Origin of the sequence: Clostridioides sp. GD02367 (assembly GCF_045900275.1) — a bacterium.
In the GTDB taxonomy this organism is placed as follows: domain Bacteria; phylum Bacillota; class Clostridia; order Peptostreptococcales; family Peptostreptococcaceae; genus Clostridioides; species Clostridioides difficile_A.
The window spans coordinates 1-20693 of the sequence record NZ_JBJODK010000011.1 but is presented as its reverse complement, the minus strand read 5'-3'; the positions used below and the strand labels follow the sequence as shown (position 1 = coordinate 20693).

The window sequence follows — 20693 nt, the reverse complement described above, 5'->3', positions numbered from 1 at the left end:
ATTTTATTATATCACATAATTTGAGTTATTATGTTGGTTTAAAGCCTATTTGAACTAATCATCCAAATATTTTTTATTTTTATTTAGAAAATAATAATTAAGAATATTGCTATATTCCACACATAAAATTTTTTTTATTTAAATCAAATTTTCTGATAATTTAATGATTTTCTTAAATTTATAGTTGACTTTTATTTTTTACTGTATTAAACTAATTACTATACAAAATAGAAAACAAAATTTTCAAAATTATTAAATTAAAAGGAGAGATAAACATGAAGACTTTATTAAACAAACAAGTACGATTTTTTAATAGCCAATTTAGTTAGGGTTTGTAGCTAAGTTAAGACAAATTGTCATGACATAGATACAAACCCCTTAGGATTATGATTTTTAAGGATTGTATCTGTGTTGGCTATAGTAATTGTTGTTAAAGTTTTTATTTTATCATCATAATATAGAGCCACATGGATTATACTGTGTGGCTCATTCGTGTTTTTGCCATACAGTTATATATACTGTGTGGTTTTTTTATATTAAAATTCAATTTTTAAATTAAATTTAAAAAATTATTTAAAAAATATTTTCAAAGGGGTGTTTTATTTATGTCAGGTATTATATCTGTAATGACGCAAAGTTTAATTTTATCGATTATGGCACTGGGGGTTTATATAACTTACAAAATCTTAGATTTTCCAGATATGTCTGCTGATGGTAGTTACACAATGGGTGCTTCTATCGTAGCATTTTCTCTTACTAATGGTATTTCCCCTGTAATGGCAACACTAATGGCTATCTTATGTGGTTGCACTGCTGGTCTTGTTACTGGAATTCTTCACATTAAGTTTAAGATTTCTAACTTACTTTCTGGTATTTTAGTTATGGGAATGCTATACTCTATCAATTTAAGAATAATGGGAAAATCAAACATCCCTCTATTTAGTTTCAAGCACTTATTCAATGGAGAAATATCTCCTATAGTTTTAGCCTTAGTATTCGTTTTTATTTGTAAAGTCTTCTTAGACTTATTCTTAAAAACAGGTCTTGGATACACTTTAAAAGGTGTTGGTGATAACTCTCAAATGATTAAATCTTTGGGTATAAATATCGGCTCTATAAAGATACTAGGACTTATGATTTCAAATGGACTTATAGCTTTATCTGGTAGCCTTATGGCTCAGTTCTTAGGATTCTCAGATGTAAATATGGGTATAGGAACTTTGGTTCTTGGAATTGCATCTATAATAATTGGTATTACTTTATTTAAGAAATTCACTTTTATTAAAGATACTACTGCAATAATCGTTGGCTCTTTTATATACCAATTCACTATATACTTTGCAATGAGTTTAGGAATGTTATCAACCGACTTAAAACTTATAACTGCAATAGTTATAATTGCTTTCTTAGCTACTGGTAACTTAAATATTTCACTAAAAAAAAACAACCACAAAGCTAGTACCAAAAATAAATCAGAAAAAAGAGGTGTTATAGATGTTACAAATTAAAAATCTTTCAAAAAGTTTCCCTAATCCGTATGGTCAACCTAATACTATATTTGAAAATTTATCAATTGATATAGAAGATGGTGAATTTGTAAGTATCATAGGTAGTAATGGGACTGGTAAGTCTACTTTACTAAACATAATATCTGGACTTATAAAAGAATCTTCTGGAGAAATTACTTTAGATAATACTGCTATAACAAATTTAGCAGAATACAAAAGGACTCAGATAGTAAGTAGAGTTTTTCAAGACCCAAGCCTTGGAACTTGTCCTTCTATGACAGTTAGAGAAAACTTATCTTTAGCTCTTAATAAAGGTAAATTATTAAACCTAAGAAAGTGTCTTCGTCATAAAACGAATGACTTAGAACACTTACTTGAAGGAATTTCTTTAGACTTAAAAAAATATTTAGATATCAAAGTACAATATCTTTCAGGAGGTCAAAGACAGTCACTATCATTAATTATGTCTAGTCTAGCAAATCCTAAAGTTCTTCTGTTAGATGAACATACAGCAGCACTTGACCCTAAAACATCAAATGAAGTTATAGGGCTAACAGACAAGATAGTAAGAGAAAAAAATATAACTACACTTATGGTAACTCACAACTTAAAGCATGCTCTTCAATATGGTGATAGATTGATAATGCTTCATAAAGGCGAAGTTGTTTTAGATGTAAGAGATAAGGAAAAAGAACAATTAACAGTTGAAGAAATCTTAGAAAAATTCGAATATGCAGTTTAAAAAATAAAAAACTTAGTCTTAATCAAGTATACTTATAATCTTTTATATGAATATATGAACAAATATAATTATTAAATTTGAGGGAGGAAAATAAAATGATAAAAAGTAAAAAAATATTAAGTTTAATTATAGCAGGAGTACTTGGTGTATCAATGCTTACTGGTTGTTCTCAAAATGATGGCTCTAGTACTTCAAACGAAAAGGATAAAGCAGATAACAAAAAACAAAAAAATATAGGTATAACTCAATTAGTAGAACATCCATCTCTAGATAAAGCAAAAAAAGGATTCATAAAAGCACTTGAAGACAAAGGCTATAAGGATGGAGATAATATAAAAATAGACTTCCAAAATGCACAAAACGATATGCCTACTACACAAAGTATTGCAAGTAAATTCGTATCTGATAAAAAAGATTTGATATATGCTATATCTACTCCATCTGCTCAGGCAGCTTATAATGCTACTAAAGATATACCTATAATTATGACTGCTGTTACAGACCCTATAGAAGCTGGACTTGTTAAATCTATTGAAAAGCCAGGTGGGAATGTTTCTGGTACATCAGACTACCTTTCTATTGATAAAACATTGGAATTAGTTAAAACATTAACTCCAAAAGCAAAAAGAATAGGTGTTATATACAATACTAGTGAAGTTAATTCAAAAATCCAAGTTGATTCTCTACATGATTACGCTAAGAAAAATAATTATGAAGTTGTTGAAAAAGGAATCAGCTCTTCAAGTGAAGTTAATCAAGCTATTTCTAGCTTAGTTGGTAAGATAGATGTCTTATATGTTCCTACTGACAATTTAATAGTTTCTTCTATGCCAATAGTTGCTAAAGTTGCTAATGAGAACAAAATTCCTATAATAGCTTCTGAAGAAGGTTCTGTATCTTCTGGTGCTTTAGCTTGTTGTGGAATAGACTATGAAAAGCTAGGATATAAGGCTGGAGAACTTGCTATTGAAGTATTAGAAGGAAAATCTATTGGAGATATCCCAGTTACTATGTTAGATGAAACTGAAATAATAATTAATGAAGATACACTAAAAGCACTTGACATGCAAAAGTTATCAGCCGATAATATAAAGTATATAAAGTCAGATGAAAATACAAAATCTGCAGAATAATACTTATTAAATTTAACAAAGTAGGTAATATGAAAACTTTATATAATAAGTACTCTTATCCACCCTAACCCTTTGAAAATTGTGCTTATTTCAGCAATTCAAATATTGCATATAAAGTTATTCATTTTCCATAAAAGTCGTCTATACTGACGACTGATTATGAAAGTTATATAACTTTCTAATCACAACTTGAGCTGTCCAAAAGGATTTTAATATTCTTTAGACAGCTTTTTTTTATAAAATAGTATGAATTTATGTGCATATAGACTCTATGTTTAGTAAATATTTTCACAATTTTTCCATGTCAACAAAATATTAGGATAACGTTTTTTCCAAATATCACGTTAATTTGAAAGTTATCTAAGTATACATTATTTAGTATTTTAATTAAATTTAGCAGTTGACTTTTATTATTGTATAATTTATAATTTATAACAAGTCGAGAATACATATAATTTTCTGACTAATTAAAATATTAAAAGGGAGAGATAATTATGAATACTTTATTAAACAATAAAAAATATTATTATTATTATAGCCACTATTTTTAGGGTTTGTACCTACGTTTTAACATAGATACAGGCCCCTTAAGACTAGTAAAATTTTGGGATTGTATCTATGTTGGCTATATTGTTTATAGAGTTTTCATTTAACTATATAAGAGCCACATAGATTAAACTATGTGGCTTATTCGTGTTTTTCACCACATAGTTTTGTATACTATGTGGTTTTTTTATACACAAAATTAGCAAATAATTAAAATTATAAAAATATTTTCAAAGGAGTGTTTTATTTATGTCAGGTATTATATCTGTAATGGCGCAAAGTTTAATTTTATCGATTATGGCACTGGGGGTTTATATAACTTACAAAATCTTAGATTTTCCAGATATGTCTGCTGATGGTAGTTACACAATGGGTGCTTCTATCGTAGCATTTTCTCTTACTAATGGTATTTCCCCTATAGTGGCAACACTAATGGCTATCTTATGTGGTTGCACTGCTGGTCTTGTTACTGGAATTCTTCACATTAAGTTTAAGATTTCCAACTTACTTTCTGGTATTTTAGTTATGGGAATGCTATACTCTATCAATTTAAGAATAATGGGAAAATCAAACATCCCTCTATTTAGTTTCAAGCACTTATTCAATGGAGAAGTATCTCCTATAGTTTTAGCCTTAGTATTCGTTTTTATTTGTAAAGTCTTCTTAGACTTATTCTTAAAAACAGGTCTTGGATACACTTTAAAAGGTGTTGGTGATAACTCTCAAATGATTAAATCTTTGGGTATAAATATCGGCTCTATAAAGATACTAGGACTTATGATTTCAAATGGACTTATAGCTTTATCTGGTAGCCTTATGGCTCAGTTCTTAGGATTCTCAGATGTAAATATGGGTATAGGAACTTTGGTTCTTGGAATTGCATCTATAATAATTGGTATTACTTTATTTAAGAAATTCACTTTTATTAAAGATACTACTGCAATAATCGTTGGCTCTTTTATATACCAATTCACTATATACTTTGCAATGAGTTTAGGAATGTTATCAACCGACTTAAAACTTATAACTGCAATAGTTATAATTGCTTTCTTAGCTACTGGTAACTTAAATGTTTCACTAAAAAAAAACAACCACAAAGCTAGTACCAAAAATAAATCAGAAAAAAGAGGTGTTATAGATGTTACAAATTAAAAATCTTTCAAAAAGTTTCCCTAATCCATACGGTCAACCTAATACTATATTTGAAAATTTATCAATTGATATAGAAGATGGTGAATTTGTAAGTATCATAGGTAGTAATGGAACTGGTAAATCTACTTTACTAAACATAATATCTGGACTTATAAAAGAATCTTCTGGTCAAGTATTATTAAATAAACACAACTTGTCTAACCTAGCAGAACACAGAAGAACTCAAATAGTAAGTCGAGTTTTTCAAGACCCAAGCCTTGGAACTTGTCCTTCTATGACAGTTAGAGAAAACTTATCTTTAGCTCTTAATAAAGGGAAATTATTAAACCTAAGAAAATGTCTTCGTTACAAAAGAGATTTCTTAGAAAATTTATTAGAAGGAGTGTCTCTTGATTTAAAAAAATATCTTGATGTTCAAGTACAGTTTTTATCAGGAGGTCAAAGACAATCACTATCACTAATTATGTCATGCTTGACAAATCCTTCTGTCTTATTACTTGATGAACATACAGCGGCACTTGACCCAAAAACATCAAACGAAGTAATTGAGTTGACTAATAAGATTGTAAGAGAAAAAAATATAACTACACTTATGGTAACTCACAACTTAAAACATGCTCTTCAATATGGAGATAGATTAATAATGCTTCATAAAGGTGAAGTTGTATTAGATGTAAGAGGTAAAGAAAAAGAGCAATTAACAGTTGAGGAAATCTTAGAAAAATTCGAATATGCAGTTTAAAATATATCTATTATATTAATTTAAGTTTATTTTATTTCTAAAATAAGCTCAAAAATATAATAATTATGCTAACTTTACAATAATTCATATGAATATATGAACATATATAATAATAAAATTCTTGAGGGGGATATAAAAATGATTAATAAAAAAAGATTGGCAAGTTTAGTTTTAGCTGGTGCACTTAGTGTATCTATGCTTACAGGATGTTCACAAGGTGGAGATTCTGGTAATTCAAAACAAGAAAGTGCTTCTAAAAATAAAGAAGTTAAAAAAATTGGAATAACTCAATTGGTTGAACATCCAGCATTAGATGCTACTAAGGCAGGATTTGTAAAAGCATTAGAAAAGAATGGATTTAAAGATGGAGAAAATATTGATATAGACTTCCAAAATGCTCAAAATGATATGCCTACTACACAAAGTATTGCAAGTAAATTTGCATCTGACAAGAAAGATTTAATATTTGCTATATCTACTCCATCAGCTCAAGCAGCTTTCAATGCCACTAAAGATATACCTATACTTATGACTGCTGTAAGCGACCCTGTTGCTGCTGGATTAGTTAAAACACTTGAAAAACCAGGTGGAAATGTTTCTGGGACATCAGATTTTGTTTCTGTAGATAAAGGCTTAGAACTTCTTAAAATATTTGCTCCTAAGGCAAAAACTATAGGAGTTATGTACAATACTAGTGAGGTTAACTCTAAAGTTCAAGTTGATGCCTTAAAGGAATATGCATCTAAAAATGGTTTTAAAGTTGTTGAAAAGGGTGTAACTACTTCAAATGAAGTCAATCAAGGAATTTCTAGTTTAGTTGGTAAAATAGATGTCTTATATGTTCCTACAGATAACTTAGTAGCTTCTTCTATGCCTATAGTTTCTAAAATAGCTACTGAAAATAAAATTCCTGTTATTGCAGCTGAATCTGGTCCAGTTGAAAAAGGTGCTCTTGCTTGTCAAGGTATAAACTATGAAAAACTAGGTTACAAAACAGGTGAAATGGCAGTTAAAATTTTAAATGGAGAATCAGTTTCTGATATGCCTGTAGCTACATTGGATGACACAGATATCATAGTTAATGAAGATATATTAAAAGCTTTAGGCATGGAAAAACCTTCTAATGATAATATTTCTTATGTAAAAACTAAACAAGAATAGATATAATAGATTTTTTGAGGGAGTGGTCAAAATGAAACGAAGTAAACTAATAAATTTAACTTTGATTGGTGTTCTTAGTATATCTACCATTACAGGTTGCTCTAAGAATAATGAAGGTGATTTAGATGAATCATCCAGCAAAAACAATGATATAAAAAAAATTGGTATTACACAATTAGTTGAACACCAAGCTTTAGATGCATCTAAAGAAGGCTTTGTTAAAGCTTTAGAAGATAATGGTTTTAAGGATGGTAAAAATATAGAAATAGATTACCAAAATGCTCAAAATGATATGCCTACTACACAGACCATAGCAAGTAAATTCGTATCTGATAAAAAGGACTTGATATTTGCTATATCTACACCATCTGCTCAGGCTGCATATAATGCAACTAAAGATATACCTATACTTATCACTGCTGTAACTGACCCTGTCTCTGCTGGATTTGCAGATTCTTTAGATAATCCAGGTAAAAATGTTTCTGGAACTTCTAACTTTACACCAATTGAAAAAAGTATGGAAGCTCTTGATGTACTAGTTCCCAAAGCAAAAACTATAGGTGTCATATACAATACTAGTGAAGTAAATTCTAAAGTTCAAGTTGATAATTTGAAAAAATATGCTACTAATAAAGGGCTTAAAATTGTTGAAAAGGGAATTAGTTCTTCCAGCGAAATAAATCAAGCAGCTTCTAGCCTAATGGGAAATGTTGATGTTATTTATGCTCCTACAGACAATTTACTTGCATCTTCTATGCCTATAGTATCTGAACTTGCTACTAAAAATAAAATCCCTATAATAGCAGCAGAAGAAGGAATGGTAAAAGGAGGCGCATTGGCTTGCCAAGGTATAAATTACGAAAAATTGGGCTATAAAACTGGTGAGATGGCTGTCAAAGTACTAAAAGGAGAATCTAAAGTTTCAGATATGCCTATAACAAGTTTGGATGAAACTAATTTAATTATTAATGAAGATATATTAAAAGCACTTTCTATAGATAAACCTTCTGACAATAATATAGTTTACGTTAAGACTGAAAATAAATAATTTGACTACTCTAGTTTGAACGATATAAAATTAAATATATTTTCTCTATAATTACTATGCCTGTTTCTATAAGTTTTTTAAAACAAGAAACAGGCATATATTTTTACTTTAGTATCTTTTCTACTCAAAACTATGTATAAACATTCTTAATTTATTTTTATAGACTTTACTTTTCCAGGCTTTATATAATCAATATTTAGTCCTCTATTTTCTTTATTACTCTGCATGGATTTCCAACAGCCACAGTATCTGATGGAATATCTTTTGTCACAACACTTCCTGCACCTATTACTACGTTATCACCTATAGTAATACCTGGAGTTATGATTACTCCACCACCTATCCATACATTATTACCTATCTTTACAGGGGAACCATACTCTATACCAGAATTTCTAAGTTGTGCATCCATTGGATGATAAGCTGTATAGATTTGAACATTTGGCGCTAGCATTACATTATCACCAATTTCTATTTTACATACATCTAAAAAGATACAATCATAATTTGCAAAAAAATTTTCACCTACATGGATGTTATATCCATAATCACATCTTATATTTTGTTCTACATTTATTTTACTACCTACTGAACCAAATAGCTCACTTAAAATTTCTTCTCTTTTCTCATATTCATCCTCTAAAGTATTATTAAATAGTCTAGTTAATCTTTTACATTTCTCTCTTTCTTTTACTAGAATTTTATCGCTTGCATAATAGCCTTTACCTGACAACATTTTTTCTTTTTCAGTCATATAATTTACTCCTTTTCGTTATAATTGTTTCTAAAGCAAAATAAATATTCCTGTGGAAAATCTAAATAAATGCTGTCTCCATTTTTAAATCTCATTTTACTTTTTTCTAATTCTATTTGAATAGGCATACACTGGTTAGATAAGTCCTGTTTTCTAACGTATATAGTATATGTAAATGGATTTTCTATAATGTTAATCAATTCAAAACATAGCTTTCCACTTAAATCTTCATTAGAATCCAAGACATTAATATGATGCTCTCTGATTCCCACATATTCTATATTATCGCCTATTTCTCTATTTAATGTCAACTCGCATCCCCAATCTGTAGCATAAACAGTATTTTCATCTATTCTGTTTAATTGAGATATATTTTTACATCCTGTTATCTTTGCTTCCATAAGGTATCTTGGGGATTCAAATAACTCTTTTTTAGGTCTTTTTGGAAGGCCTTCCCCTTTGTTGTATACCATAATATCATCACAAACTCTATAAGCTTCCTCAATGTCATGAGTGACAAATAATATGTCTCCTTTATAATCTTTTAGCATATTCATAAGTTCTTTTTCCATATTACTTCTTAAATGGTGGTCTAGTGCTGAAAACGGCTCATCTAGAAGTAATATATCTGGAGATGTTGCCAATGCTCTAGCTAATGCTACTCTTTGTTGCTGACCGCCAGATAATTGCCAAGGATATCTCCTCTCAAACCCATTCAATTTAAGTATATCTAAGTATCTTTCTACTATTTCCTTTTTTTCATCCTTACTCAGTTTTAAAAGTCCAAGCTCAATATTTTGGCTTACAGTCATATGTGGAAACAAAGCATAGTTTTGAAATAGAAAACCTACTTTTCTTTCTTGAGTTGACAAATTTATCTTTTTTTCAGAATCAAACAATACTATATCGTTTAATACAATCTTACCTTTTGTTGGTTTTTCAAGCCCTGCTATACATTTTAGTGTCATACTTTTTCCAGAACCAGATTCTCCTAGAAAACCTAAAATTCCTTTTTCTTGTTCAATTTTTACCTTTAATTTAAAAGAGGATAAATCTTTTTCAATATCTACATATAAGCTCAATTATCTACACCTCTTTCCTATAATTTTCTGCTGAAATTCAGACCAATAATTTAACAATAAAATCATTGCTATAGATATCACTACAATAATCATAACCCACATCATAGCTTTATTCATATCTCCACCTTCCACAGCAAAAAATATAGCTATTGGCATAGTTTGAGTTTTTCCAGGTATATTACCAGCTACCATAAGTGTTGCTCCAAATTCTCCAAGAGCCCTAGCAAATGACAACACCAGTCCACCAATTATTCCAGGCCATGCTAATGGAACTGCAATCTTAAAAAACACTTTCCATTCATTAAGACCTAATGTTCTCGCAGCTGACAACATATTATTATCAATCTGTTCAAATGCTGACCTTGAAGTTCTGTACATCATAGGAAAAGACACCACTACTGCTGAAATTACAGTTGCTGTCCAACTAAATATTAAAGTCTTATCAAAACTTAACAAAAACTTACCTACAAAACCATTTTTCCCACATAGCAATAATAAAAAGAAGCCTACAACTGTTGGTGGCAAAATCAATGGGAGTGTAAATAACCCATCTATAAGACCCTTCCATTTGCCTCTATAATTAGCCATAATATATGACACAAATATTCCTATTATAAAAGTTATCACTGTTGACAAAAAAGATGTCTTAAGTGATATCCATAAAGGTGACCAATCTGTTCCCATTTTTCCCTCCTTAATTTTAAATGGAAATAGTGAAATTAATATGTCTATTAACTTCACTATTTCCATTTTATTATAATATACAATTATTTTCAATTTTCATTTATTTATATATAATTTATACTTAATATACATAACTTATTTGTAAACTTATTCTACTTTTTTGTACCCAAATTCTTCAAAAATCTTTTGACCTGCATCACTTAACAAAAACTCTTCAAATTTCTTAGCCGCATCTACATTTTTACTAGCTTTAATTACTGAAACTGGATATGTAATAGGTGAATGAGTTTTTTCATCTGTTTTTTCAACTACTTTTATCTTATCATTATTAACAGTATCACTAAAGTAAACGAATCCAACGTCAGCATTTCCTGATTGTACCCATGCTAAAACTTCTTTTACATCTTTTGCAAATACTAACTTGTCTTTTAATTTATCTTTTAAATCTAAATTAGTTAATACTTCATCTGCATATTTCCCTGCTGGAACACTTTCAGCTTCACCAACAGCAATTTTCTTTACTTTATCCGATGTCAAATCTTTCATACTAGACACATCACTATCAGTAGAAGAAATAAGAACTAAATCATTTTTTACTAAGTCTTTCGTTGTATCAGAAACTAATAACTTTTCTTCATCCAATGCCTTCATTTGTTTTTGTCCTGCTGAAATGAATAAATCACATGGTGCTCCTTGTTCTATCTGTTGTTGTAACGAACCTGATGCTCCATAGTTAACTATAAGTTTTACATTTGAATCAACTTTTTTGTATTCTTCTTCAAGCTTTGCCATTGCTTCTTTTAAACTTGCAGCAGCCGATATGTTTAACTCTACTGTATCACTACTTTTATTTGTTTTTTCTTGTTTTTCATCATCTTTCTTGCTTTCATTACTATTGCATCCAACTGTCCCCAGAGTTAAGCATGCAACTAGCCCTAATATTCCCAATATTTTTTTCATAACAATCTCCCTTTTTGTAAATTTGGTACACATTTCAATATGTTTTATCATGTTTTATCATGTTTTGTTACGTATAACTTAATTATATATACCTACTAATAAATTTTCAAGTAAATTATTTATATTACTTTTAAATATTTTCCTACATTTTTCTTTTTTTAATGTTAAAATAACCTTATATGGAGGTGTATTATGGACTCATTATCATCTTTGACGCCTGTCGAGGTAGCTGAATTATTAAAGATAACAAAAAATACTGTATATGAATTAATCAAAAGAGGTGAACTTCCTTCTTATAAAGTAGGGAAAAAAATAAGAGTTGATATTAAAGATGTTGAAGAATATATCAATAGTCAAAAGACTGGTAAAATAAAAGATACACAATTTAACAATAAGAATATATCTATAAATAATAATTTTAAAGTTATTATTTCTGGTCAAGATGTAATATTAGATATTTTAGCTAGGTCTGTTGAAAAAAAATTAGATGGAGTAAATACATTTCGCTCTTATATAGGTAGTTATAATGCTTTATATGAATTATATAATGGTAGGGTTTCTATAGCATCATCTCATCTATGGGATTTTGAAACAGATGAATATAATAGCACTTTTGTTAAAAAACTATTGCCAGGAATCCCATGTGTTCTTATAAATTTAGCTTACAGAATGCAAGGTTTTTATGTTGCTAAAGGTAATCCTAAAGAAATAAAAGCTTGGGAAGACTTAATTAGACCAAACATAACTCTTGTCAACAGAGAAAAGGGTGCTGGTACTAGAGTTTTACTTGATGGTAAACTTAGACTTCTAAATTTTAATGGTAACTATATAAAAGGTTATGACAATGAAGAATTATCACACCTTGGTGTTGCAAGTACTGTTTCTCGTGGAATAGCTGATGTTGGTTTAGGGAATGAAAAAGCAGCATTACAAGTAAATAATATTGACTTTATTCCTCTTCACAAGGAACGTTATGATTTAGTCATCAAAAAAGAAGACTTACAAAATCCAGTTTACCAAACCATAATTAACATAATAAACTCAGTTGAATTTAAGGCTGAACTTCAAGGTCTTGGTGGGTATGACTTAACTGATACAGGTAAAATCATAGCAGAAGTATAGAATCAAAATCGCAATCTATTTCATAAGACTTATAATTTTTCACAAAACTTATAACTTAAGGTCAAAATAAATTGCGATTTTTTGTGCATTTTTAAAAATATTTACCATATTAAATTTAGCAGTTAATACAAATTTCAATATAGTGAATTTCATAGTACTATTACATTTAATAGATATTCACATAATAGTACTTTTCCTTAACATAGATTAGCATATGATGTATTCTAACAAGCAACACTCTTCCTTTATTATATATATGTGGCAATATGTATGAATTTAATACATTATATACAATATTGCTTTCTTCTTGTATTTTTTCAACTAATAAATTATTTATAAAAGTATCCTTTTCATTTCCAATAACTTTACACCAATTTATTTTAACTTTTAAGATATATCTTCCCACTAGGTATATACATTCTACAATAAATAACAAAAATACAATATAATCAGTACCTCCTAGCTGATATAAACTTCCCGATACCAATGGTTTTGCAAAGAAATTATAAAAGTTTAAAGTATCTCCTGTATAATCAAAAAGTATTAATAGTAATCCTAACCCCCTTAACACTTTCATATTCAACATGTCTTTATCTTTATTATCTTTGTTTTTCATATATACTACCTCTCTTTTCTTTAGATTTTATTGTAATATAATACTAACTCTTTCATTTGAGGTATAAATGAATTTAATTGGTAGTTATTTTCATTTTTACTAGAAATTAATTCACATTACTAAATATTATTTATATTTCAACATAAAAATAGCTTATCTATTTTTGATAAATACCAAAATAAATAAGCTATTAATATGCAACTAATTTTTATCATTAACAACATTACTATCTATAAATTTAAAGATTTTATTGAAATATACTGTTTTATCATGCTCATATCCATCAACATGACCAACACCTTCTATAAGCCATATCTCTTTTTTGTCGTGTTTAACTAAATCATACATTTTTTGGCTATTTCTATAATCACAGACATTATCTTCTGTTCCATGTATAAATAATATAGGGACATTAGACTTTTTAACTGCCTCGTCTGGTCTTACATCACTGTACCAAAATCCAGATTTAAACTTATTGTATAAATCTCCACATGTTATTACATAATCGACTAATACATTTGGTATGTGCTTTTCTATTACTCCCATTCTAATCGCTTCTCTCATTTCAGAATAAGGAGAATCCAATATATAAAAATCCACATCTCTATTTTTAGAGTTTATCTCTGTATGCATAGCAGCTGTTCCTGCACCCATAGAAAATCCATGTATTCCTAATCTTCCATCTGGAAATTTATTTTTTATAAATTTAACTAAACTATCTAAATCATACCTTTCATAAAGGCCAAATGTATAATTATCGCCTCCACTATTACCTGTGTTTCTTTGATTATAAATTAATACATTATAACCTTTATCTAAGTATCCATATGCTACCTTTAGCATTTCATAGTGGCAACTTCCTATTCCATGAACAAGTATAATAGTATCTTTTGTCTTTATATTTGAAGTTATAAAAATACTTTCAAGTTTGTAATTATTAGAACTTTGTATCATTAATTCATCTGTCTTATAGTTTTTTAATTTCTCTAGAGGCTTATCTTTTCTCTTAGAAAATACTTTTATCACATCTTCTTTTTTTATTAGTTGTTCTGAACCAACTGAGCTATCATAAACTAATTTACCAAATATATAAGATACAATTAATAGAATTAACAGAAACACAACTGATATAATTATAACTTTATCGCTTAAATTAATATAATTTTTAAAATTATTTTTCATATTTATTTACCATACAATTTCCTAGATTATATTTTTAAGTAATAGAACAATTACTTATATTACCCTTATGATTTCTATTATACCCATTAATGTACTAAAATTACAAATTTTATTTAGTATTAATAAATTATTATATTATATAATAAAGATTTTTAGAATTTTATTATATAATATTATTTAAATATTCTTCTATATTTTTCTTCTTCCTCTTCAGTAAACACATTAAATACAACTTTTAAGTTTTTCTCAGGATTTTCTTTTAACCATAATCTAACTCTGCTTACAGCAAGATTAGCTGCTTCTTTTTTTGGATACCCAAATACTCCTGTAGAAATTCCACAAAAAACAATATTTTTTATTTCATCAATTTCTTTTATTGTGTTTAAACATGATTTGTAGCAATGAAGTAGTTGCTTTTCTTGTTCTTTACTTGGTTGACCACCAGATACAATAGGACCAACAGTATGTACTACAAATTTTGAAGGTAGGCAATAACCTCTTGTTATTTTAGCATCTCCAGTATATTCTAAATGACCTTGTTTTTTTATTATTTTATCACAATCTTCTCTAAGCCTAGGACCTGCACATGAATGTATCTCATTATCTACACATAAATGTAATGGTTGTAAGCATCCTAATAGCTTATTATTTGCAGCATTCACTATTGCATCTGCTTTTAAACTTGTTATATTACCTCTCCATATAGCAATACCTTCCTCTACTTCTTCTATATCATTTACATCTACTAACTCTCTTTCTTCACATTCAATTAACAATAAATTATGTAACATATTAAGTATTTCTGGAGCAATTTCTTTTGGTGGATATACATTCAAAAGTCCTCTAAGTATATCTCTAGGCTTAATTTCGTCATTTGATAAATTGTATATTTTAGAAGGAACTTCTTTTGAAAAATATGCAATTAAAGTGTTTATATTTTTCTTTCTTTGTTCGTCAGTTAGAGGCTTGATACTCTTATCAAAATCCTCAAATAAATTTACATCATCAGCATAATCTCTCCACTTCATAGCCATCTCTCCATTCTCATATTTTAGGATTGTAAAATAATTATGTATTATGTACATGTTTATTTATTTCTATAAACACTTACATAAATCCTGTTAAAAGTGTAAATTTTTTAATATTATTATATTTAAAGACAAAATATAGAATTATTTTAAGTATTTTATAGAAACCTTTATAAAAATAATATGCAATTTGTTATTACTTTAATAGTAAAATTTTTAAATAATAATAAAGGTGAAAGCTTCTAAAGCTAACACCTTTATAAATTAAATATTCTAAAAAATCATATATTATTCTTAGTTAAGTTCTGGCCAATAATTTTTATTTGCTTTTATTAAATCATCTAATAGTTCTTTTGCTACTGTTGCACTTGGAACTGTTTTAGATAGCATAAGTGCTTGCCAAAGTTTATTATATGATTTTTCAATCCAAGCATCAACCACTAACTTTTCAACTGCTAATTGTTGTTCCATTAAGCCCTTTTGAAACGTTGGTATTTTTCCTATTGATAATGGTTCATACCCATCTTTTCCAACTATACATGGAATCTCAACCATCGCATCAGATTGTATATTTTCTATAGCTCCATTATTTTGAACTATTAATAACATACGCTCATGAGTATTAAAAGCTAGAGCTGTAGCTAAATCAACTATAAACTCTGCATGTATTCCTATCTCAAGTCCACTGCCATTAGAATGCCCTTGCTTTTCTATTAATGCACATGAGCTAAATACTTCTTTTTCTCTTCCATTAATTACTTCATTAACACGAGTGTAATTTACATCAGAATGATTTACAACATAATCTGGGAATAGATAGTACTTTAAGTAACTACTTGGTATTGTAGTCAAATCTGTTTTTACTATTTCTCTAGTAAATAAATTAGTTTCAAACCAGCTATCCTTCTTATCATTTTTCATTCCTTCTTCACCATTTATAAATCCATACTCTTTTATATGCTCTACTAATTTTGGCAAAAGTTCATTTCCTTCTTTGTCTTTAATTGAAGTATACCAACCAAAATGATTTAATCCAAAATATCTTATATCCATATCTTTTCTAGATTCAAGCCCCGCAATCTTTGCTATACTATGCTCCATACCTATTGGCATGTCACAGATATTTATTACTCTAGAAGTAGGTCTTAACCTTCTAACAGCTTCTGCTATTATGGATGCTGGATTAGAATAATTTAACATCCAGCAATTTGGAGAATACTTTTCCATATAGTCTATATTTTCAAGCACACCTTCTATGGACCTCATTCCATAAGCTATTCCACCTGGTCCACATGTTTCTTGACCAACTATCCCATGTCTTAGAGGTATTTTTTCATCTAATTCTCTCATTTCAAGTTTTCCCACTCTTATATGAGCCAAACAAAAGTCTACATCTGTATAAGCTTCTTCAGGGGATGTTGTTGCTAAATACTCTATAGTAGGGTCCTTTTCTTTTATTAATATTTCACAGGCTTTAGCTACTTTATTTTGTCTTTCTTCATCGTTGTCATACAATTTAATAGCTCTTAATGGTAACCTATCTAGATTATCTAACAACATTAATATGATTTCTGGAGTATATGTACTTCCTCCACCAGCTATTACTACTGAAAACTTCTCCATAACAATTTCTCCTTTTCTATTTAAAAATTTACTATATTTATAAATAACTTTATAAATACTAGTACTTTAAAGCAAAAGGGAGTTCATTTATTAAATTTGCCAAATTAATAAACTATAGCCAAACTTCAAGCACTATTTATATGAAAATTAATTCTTATCATTTCTTGGGTCCATTATTTCAAATATGTCTACAAGCTCAGATACTAAAGAGTGAGCAAATAATGCATTTGAATAATGGTCTTCAGAATGTACAACTAAAAAATTAGTTCCACTATCTTCACTGTTCATAGCATTTGATAGTAATTCTAAATGATTCTTTGATGCTGTTTGTATTTTTTCTGATGCTGAGTCTAAAAGTTTTTTAGCTTTATCATAGTCACCTTTTTTTATTTCTTTAAGGGACATCATCACATCACTTTTAGCATCTCCCGATTCTGATATTATGCTAAATACTTTTTCTTCTATTTCAGGTATCATATCCTTCTCCTTCTAATGACTAGTTAAAAATCAAAGCTATCGTCACTTAATTCCGTAGCTAATTCTGCATTTTTGTTTAATTCCTCTTTCTCCATTATCTTAAAGAATGGATAATATATCAAGGTCATAAGTATTATACTTGCAAATACTAATACTATAGCCTTCCAGTCTAATGTCATTAAAAAAGCTGCAACTCCTGGAGGCAAAAATCCTGGAGGTTCTGCAATAGGTAATCCTACTAATCCTAATTTTAAAGCCATAAAGTTAAGTGCTCCAACTAGCACAGGTCCAAATACAAATGGTACAAACATATATGGATTCATAACTATTGGTGTTCCAAATATTACTGGCTCATTTATCCCAAATAATGATGGTAATAGCACAACTTTTCCCATACTATTTAAACTCTTACTCTTACTTCTCGACATAAGATATACTAGTCCTAAAGTTATTCCTGACCCAGTTACTTGTAAGAAACCATAGTAAAACCCTATTGTAAACACATGTTTTGGGTCTCCTCCAGCTGCTATTAGTGTCGCATTTTCTGCCATATATGTAGCTGCTATTGGCATCCATATACTTGAAGTTATTGCTGCTCCATGAAGCCCAAAGAACCATAACAATTGAGTTATAAAAAGTATTATAATTACTGCAAAGACATTGTCTAAACTGCTTATAGCTGGTGCTAAGAAATTCATTATAATAGCTGGTAATGGCTGACCTAGTATATTTTTAGTTACTGCTGCTATTGCTGTAAATAACATTATACATACTATCATTGGTGTTAAATTTCTAAAACTTTTATTTACTACACTTGGTACTTCTTTTGGAAATCTAATTACAAGATTTTTATCATTCATAAACTTAGTAATATCAACTACTAAAAGTGCTATTAGTATACTTACAAATAAACCTTGAGCATCTAAATAACTTGTATCTAATGCACCATCTACTATTTGCCCACATACAACAAGTTGTGCTATAACGGCTGTCATACCTATTTCCACATGATTAAGATTATATTTTTTAGCCAATGCTTGAGCTATAAAAAAAGCTGAGTATATAGATAATAAGCTCATAGTAAATTTATTTGGAATAAGTAATGTATCCATATTCTCAGATAATAACGTTTTTACACTTCCTTCAGGTAACATATTATTTAGAGCTACAAATAGCATACTTAAAGAACCAACAATTATTATTGGGGTGATGCTTATCATACCTTCTTTTATAGCTTGGAGATGCCTCTGCTTTTCAATCTTTTGTGCTATTGGAAGAAGAAATTTTCTCAAATTATTTTGAAGTGCTTCCATGTTTATCCTCTCCCTAATTATCTATTTTTATATAGCTCGATTGCCGACTTCATAACAGAAGGGGCATCCATACGACCATAATGTTTAGTATCTATTACACCAACTACTATTTTATAATTTTTACAAGCTTCAACTACATCCTCCTCCTTAAATCTAATTTGAGGAGCTACAAGAACTACATCTATATCATTAACTTGAATATACGATTTTAAATTTTCAAATGATGTTGCATCTATATTTATAGTTTTTGTTTTTAGATTTACATGCTCACTGCAAAAACTTTTCATTTTTTCTACGAGTACTCCTGTTGAAGCTCCATTTGCACATACTAATAAAATATTCATAATAAATTCCTCCTGCAATATTTAATTTCTTTTATTTTATAGTTTTATACTTTAATTCTTGCTTTAATTCTTAGTACTGCCAGTGATTAAATTTAAAAGCTGTATCTATAGCTTCTTCTGGCTTATATTCTTCTAATATTTTTAAGTATCTTTCTTTATAATCATTATCTACCTTTTTTTCTGGTATTACTATGCTAGCTTCATTTAAGAAGTGGAATGAATCTCTTCCCATTTCTAATCCTCTATATGTATGTTTATCAAGTGCCACATCCATAATTTCTGGGACTTTACCCATTGCAAATCCTTTTATAATTATATTTTTTAATAAGTCACTTGATCTATCTTTTTCACATGCACAAAGATATCTTATTGCATGTATGAAAAATAAAGGTCTATCTCCATCTGCATATGAATATTCCTTTCTTACTTGATTTAAATTATTTATGATTATTATAGCTGATGGGTCTCCCATTCCTATATCCTCAACTGATATTGTAAGTATTCTTCTCCACAACTTATCTTCTAATTCTGGTGATGATATATATAGTTCATAAGCAAATTCACATGCTTCTTCTACCATATTTCTTCTTATAGCCTTTTGAAATGATGATATTATTTCATCTGCACTAAATCCGTTTCTTGTAGTCATTCTTGCCCATGGGTCATTTGCCTTTTTATCTCTTAATATTTTCTCCTGCATATTATTTACTCCTTTTTATTTAAATTTTAATTCTTTATATTATTTATAAATAATACAAAGCAAGTATTGTGCCAGTTTTTTTAGACACTTCTAAATGCGATTATTTCAATCATATTTATTGCCAATACTCAGATACTTTGTCTAAATTTACTTGTATGTGTCTAATATTAATGTCATTTTAGACTAAAAAAGACTACCAAATAGGTTTTTATACTTATTGGTAATCTTTTTTATTATTTATACATATTCTAATATTAATAATATTTGATAACATTCTTTTTTATTAATTTCTATATTATATTTTTTATCTAATTGAGATAATATATTTTTTATTTTACTTAAGTCCTTATCACAATTAAGTGCTTTTTCTTTCTGAACCTCCCATGACTAAAGTCACAGGGTTCCTGTTTCATAGAATCTTGCATACTGAAATATGTCTTACCAATTCTCCACAGGCTATCCCCGTAGTTCCTACGGTTCTTACATAAGTTATTTATTTTAAACTGTTATTAGTCTTAGTCCTTCTTTTAGTATATTTATACTTGCATTTATATCTCTATCATGAGTTACATTACAACAAGGACAAATCCATTCTCTTATACTTAAATTCTTCATTTCCTCGTTTTTGTACCCACATTTATTGCATATTTGTGAACTTGCAAAGAATTTACCTACCCTTACAATTTGTCTACCATACCAATTAGCCTTATATTCTAATTGACGAACAAATTCTGACCATGACACATCAGAAATTAAGCGAGATAGTTTACTATTTC

The 20693-nt window shown here is 28.7% G+C and carries 21 protein-coding genes; 8 read left to right on the top strand and 13 right to left on the bottom strand.

Features of this window, described 5'->3' with window-relative positions:
* Nucleotides 1-605: 605 nt before the first annotated feature.
* The 7 genes from Q3223_RS14135 to Q3223_RS14105 all read left to right on the top strand — a co-directional run bounded on the left by Q3223_RS14135 (nt 606) and on the right by Q3223_RS14105 (nt 8032).
* Nucleotides 606-1508 (top strand): ABC transporter permease, encoded by a 903-nt coding sequence (locus Q3223_RS14135; RefSeq protein ID WP_074178288.1) that lies wholly within the window; start codon nt 606-608, stop codon nt 1506-1508.
* Nucleotides 1495-2250, top strand: coding sequence for an ABC transporter ATP-binding protein (locus Q3223_RS14130; protein ID WP_054269498.1), 756 nt, complete (start codon nt 1495-1497; stop codon nt 2248-2250). Before Q3223_RS14135 ends, Q3223_RS14130 begins: the two co-directional genes overlap by 14 nt.
* Before the next feature lie 95 nt (nt 2251-2345).
* Complete coding sequence (locus tag Q3223_RS14125) at nt 2346-3383, top strand: ABC transporter substrate-binding protein (RefSeq protein WP_054269497.1); 1038 nt, start codon at nt 2346-2348, stop codon at nt 3381-3383.
* 795 nt (nt 3384-4178) lie between these two features.
* Entirely contained in the window at nt 4179-5081 is a 903-nt protein-coding gene (locus Q3223_RS14120; RefSeq protein ID WP_407812108.1) for an ABC transporter permease, read from the top strand.
* Nucleotides 5068-5823 carry an ATP-binding cassette domain-containing protein gene (locus Q3223_RS14115; RefSeq protein ID WP_243194123.1) on the top strand — a complete coding sequence of 252 codons (756 nt, stop codon included), beginning with the start codon at nt 5068-5070 and terminating at the stop codon, nt 5821-5823. Before Q3223_RS14120 ends, Q3223_RS14115 begins: the two co-directional genes overlap by 14 nt.
* Nucleotides 5824-5961: 138 nt before the next feature.
* Nucleotides 5962-6984 carry a CD0873 family tyrosine ABC transporter substrate-binding lipoprotein gene (locus tag Q3223_RS14110; protein WP_054269496.1) on the top strand — a complete coding sequence of 341 codons (1023 nt, stop codon included), beginning with the start codon at nt 5962-5964 and terminating at the stop codon, nt 6982-6984.
* 31 nt (nt 6985-7015) lie between these two features.
* Nucleotides 7016-8032 carry an ABC transporter substrate-binding protein gene (locus Q3223_RS14105; RefSeq protein WP_074178290.1) on the top strand — a complete coding sequence of 339 codons (1017 nt, stop codon included), beginning with the start codon at nt 7016-7018 and terminating at the stop codon, nt 8030-8032.
* Nucleotides 8033-8228: 196 nt separating this feature from the next.
* Here the strand turns inward: Q3223_RS14105 and Q3223_RS14100 are convergent, their stop codons facing one another.
* The 4 genes from Q3223_RS14100 to modA all read right to left on the bottom strand — a co-directional run bounded on the left by Q3223_RS14100 (nt 8229) and on the right by modA (nt 11512).
* Nucleotides 8229-8786, bottom strand: coding sequence for a sugar O-acetyltransferase (locus Q3223_RS14100; protein ID WP_054269494.1), 558 nt, complete (start codon nt 8784-8786; stop codon nt 8229-8231).
* A gap of 5 nt (nt 8787-8791) precedes the next feature.
* On the bottom strand, nt 8792-9868 hold the full coding sequence (locus Q3223_RS14095; protein ID WP_054276123.1) for a sulfate/molybdate ABC transporter ATP-binding protein: 1077 nt from the start codon (nt 9866-9868) through the stop codon (nt 8792-8794).
* Nucleotides 9869-10552, bottom strand: coding sequence for a molybdate ABC transporter permease subunit (modB, locus tag Q3223_RS14090; RefSeq protein WP_054269492.1), 684 nt, complete (start codon nt 10550-10552; stop codon nt 9869-9871).
* 147 nt (nt 10553-10699) lie between these two features.
* Nucleotides 10700-11512 (bottom strand): molybdate ABC transporter substrate-binding protein, encoded by an 813-nt coding sequence (modA, locus tag Q3223_RS14085; RefSeq protein ID WP_054269491.1) that lies wholly within the window; start codon nt 11510-11512, stop codon nt 10700-10702.
* Nucleotides 11513-11704: 192 nt separating this feature from the next.
* Here modA and Q3223_RS14080 point away from each other — a divergent pair, with 192 nt between their 5' ends.
* The gene (locus Q3223_RS14080; protein ID WP_407812107.1) at nt 11705-12634 is read left to right on the top strand and encodes a substrate-binding domain-containing protein; all 930 of its coding nucleotides are present in this window, start codon (nt 11705-11707) and stop codon (nt 12632-12634) included.
* A 166-nt stretch (nt 12635-12800) separates the two neighbouring features.
* Here Q3223_RS14080 and Q3223_RS14075 read toward each other — a convergent pair whose 3' ends face one another.
* From Q3223_RS14075 to Q3223_RS14035, 9 genes are all read right to left on the bottom strand, one after another.
* Nucleotides 12801-13250 (bottom strand): hypothetical protein, encoded by a 450-nt coding sequence (locus Q3223_RS14075; protein ID WP_407812106.1) that lies wholly within the window; start codon nt 13248-13250, stop codon nt 12801-12803.
* 201 nt (nt 13251-13451) lie between these two features.
* The gene (locus tag Q3223_RS14070) at nt 13452-14432 is read right to left on the bottom strand and encodes an alpha/beta hydrolase (protein WP_054269488.1); all 981 of its coding nucleotides are present in this window, start codon (nt 14430-14432) and stop codon (nt 13452-13454) included.
* 173 nt (nt 14433-14605) lie between these two features.
* On the bottom strand, nt 14606-15460 hold the full coding sequence (locus Q3223_RS14065) for a protein-ADP-ribose hydrolase (RefSeq protein WP_235701984.1): 855 nt from the start codon (nt 15458-15460) through the stop codon (nt 14606-14608).
* Nucleotides 15461-15754: 294 nt separating this feature from the next.
* Nucleotides 15755-17083, bottom strand: a complete 1329-nt coding sequence (locus Q3223_RS14060) for a 6-phospho-alpha-glucosidase (protein ID WP_223195860.1) — start codon at nt 17081-17083, stop codon at nt 15755-15757.
* A gap of 147 nt (nt 17084-17230) precedes the next feature.
* Nucleotides 17231-17560, bottom strand: a complete 330-nt coding sequence (locus Q3223_RS14055) for a PTS lactose/cellobiose transporter subunit IIA (RefSeq protein WP_054269485.1) — start codon at nt 17558-17560, stop codon at nt 17231-17233.
* A 23-nt stretch (nt 17561-17583) separates the two neighbouring features.
* The gene (locus Q3223_RS14050) at nt 17584-18873 is read right to left on the bottom strand and encodes a PTS sugar transporter subunit IIC (RefSeq protein ID WP_054269484.1); all 1290 of its coding nucleotides are present in this window, start codon (nt 18871-18873) and stop codon (nt 17584-17586) included.
* A 17-nt stretch (nt 18874-18890) separates the two neighbouring features.
* A complete protein-coding gene (locus tag Q3223_RS14045) occupies nt 18891-19217 on the bottom strand; it encodes a PTS sugar transporter subunit IIB (RefSeq protein WP_219674098.1) in 327 nt (108 codons plus the stop codon).
* Nucleotides 19218-19287: 70 nt separating this feature from the next.
* Complete coding sequence (locus Q3223_RS14040) at nt 19288-19917, bottom strand: hypothetical protein (RefSeq protein ID WP_054269482.1); 630 nt, start codon at nt 19915-19917, stop codon at nt 19288-19290.
* Between the two features lie 498 nt (nt 19918-20415).
* Nucleotides 20416-20693, bottom strand: a 278-nt coding sequence (locus Q3223_RS14035) for an RNA-guided endonuclease TnpB family protein (RefSeq protein ID WP_407812105.1), incomplete at its 5' end; no start/stop codon positions are given.

Coding starts and splice junctions, on each gene's coding strand:
- Q3223_RS14135 (WP_074178288.1), top strand. CDS start 606: ATGTCAGGTATTATATCTGTAATGACGCAAAGTTTAATTTTATCGATT.
- Q3223_RS14130 (WP_054269498.1), top strand. CDS start 1,495: ATGTTACAAATTAAAAATCTTTCAAAAAGTTTCCCTAATCCGTATGGT.
- Q3223_RS14125 (WP_054269497.1), top strand. CDS start 2,346: ATGATAAAAAGTAAAAAAATATTAAGTTTAATTATAGCAGGAGTACTT.
- Q3223_RS14120 (WP_407812108.1), top strand. CDS start 4,179: ATGTCAGGTATTATATCTGTAATGGCGCAAAGTTTAATTTTATCGATT.
- Q3223_RS14115 (WP_243194123.1), top strand. CDS start 5,068: ATGTTACAAATTAAAAATCTTTCAAAAAGTTTCCCTAATCCATACGGT.
- Q3223_RS14110 (WP_054269496.1), top strand. CDS start 5,962: ATGATTAATAAAAAAAGATTGGCAAGTTTAGTTTTAGCTGGTGCACTT.
- Q3223_RS14105 (WP_074178290.1), top strand. CDS start 7,016: ATGAAACGAAGTAAACTAATAAATTTAACTTTGATTGGTGTTCTTAGT.
- Q3223_RS14100 (WP_054269494.1), bottom strand. CDS start 8,786: ATGACTGAAAAAGAAAAAATGTTGTCAGGTAAAGGCTATTATGCAAGC.
- modB (WP_054269492.1), bottom strand. CDS start 10,552: ATGGGAACAGATTGGTCACCTTTATGGATATCACTTAAGACATCTTTT.
- modA (WP_054269491.1), bottom strand. CDS start 11,512: ATGAAAAAAATATTGGGAATATTAGGGCTAGTTGCATGCTTAACTCTG.
- Q3223_RS14080 (WP_407812107.1), top strand. CDS start 11,705: ATGGACTCATTATCATCTTTGACGCCTGTCGAGGTAGCTGAATTATTA.
- Q3223_RS14075 (WP_407812106.1), bottom strand. CDS start 13,250: ATGAAAAACAAAGATAATAAAGATAAAGACATGTTGAATATGAAAGTG.
- Q3223_RS14070 (WP_054269488.1), bottom strand. CDS start 14,432: ATGAAAAATAATTTTAAAAATTATATTAATTTAAGCGATAAAGTTATA.
- Q3223_RS14065 (WP_235701984.1), bottom strand. CDS start 15,460: ATGAAGTGGAGAGATTATGCTGATGATGTAAATTTATTTGAGGATTTT.
- Q3223_RS14060 (WP_223195860.1), bottom strand. CDS start 17,083: ATGGAGAAGTTTTCAGTAGTAATAGCTGGTGGAGGAAGTACATATACT.
- Q3223_RS14055 (WP_054269485.1), bottom strand. CDS start 17,560: ATGATACCTGAAATAGAAGAAAAAGTATTTAGCATAATATCAGAATCG.
- Q3223_RS14050 (WP_054269484.1), bottom strand. CDS start 18,873: ATGGAAGCACTTCAAAATAATTTGAGAAAATTTCTTCTTCCAATAGCA.
- Q3223_RS14045 (WP_219674098.1), bottom strand. CDS start 19,217: ATGAATATTTTATTAGTATGTGCAAATGGAGCTTCAACAGGAGTACTC.
- Q3223_RS14040 (WP_054269482.1), bottom strand. CDS start 19,917: ATGCAGGAGAAAATATTAAGAGATAAAAAGGCAAATGACCCATGGGCA.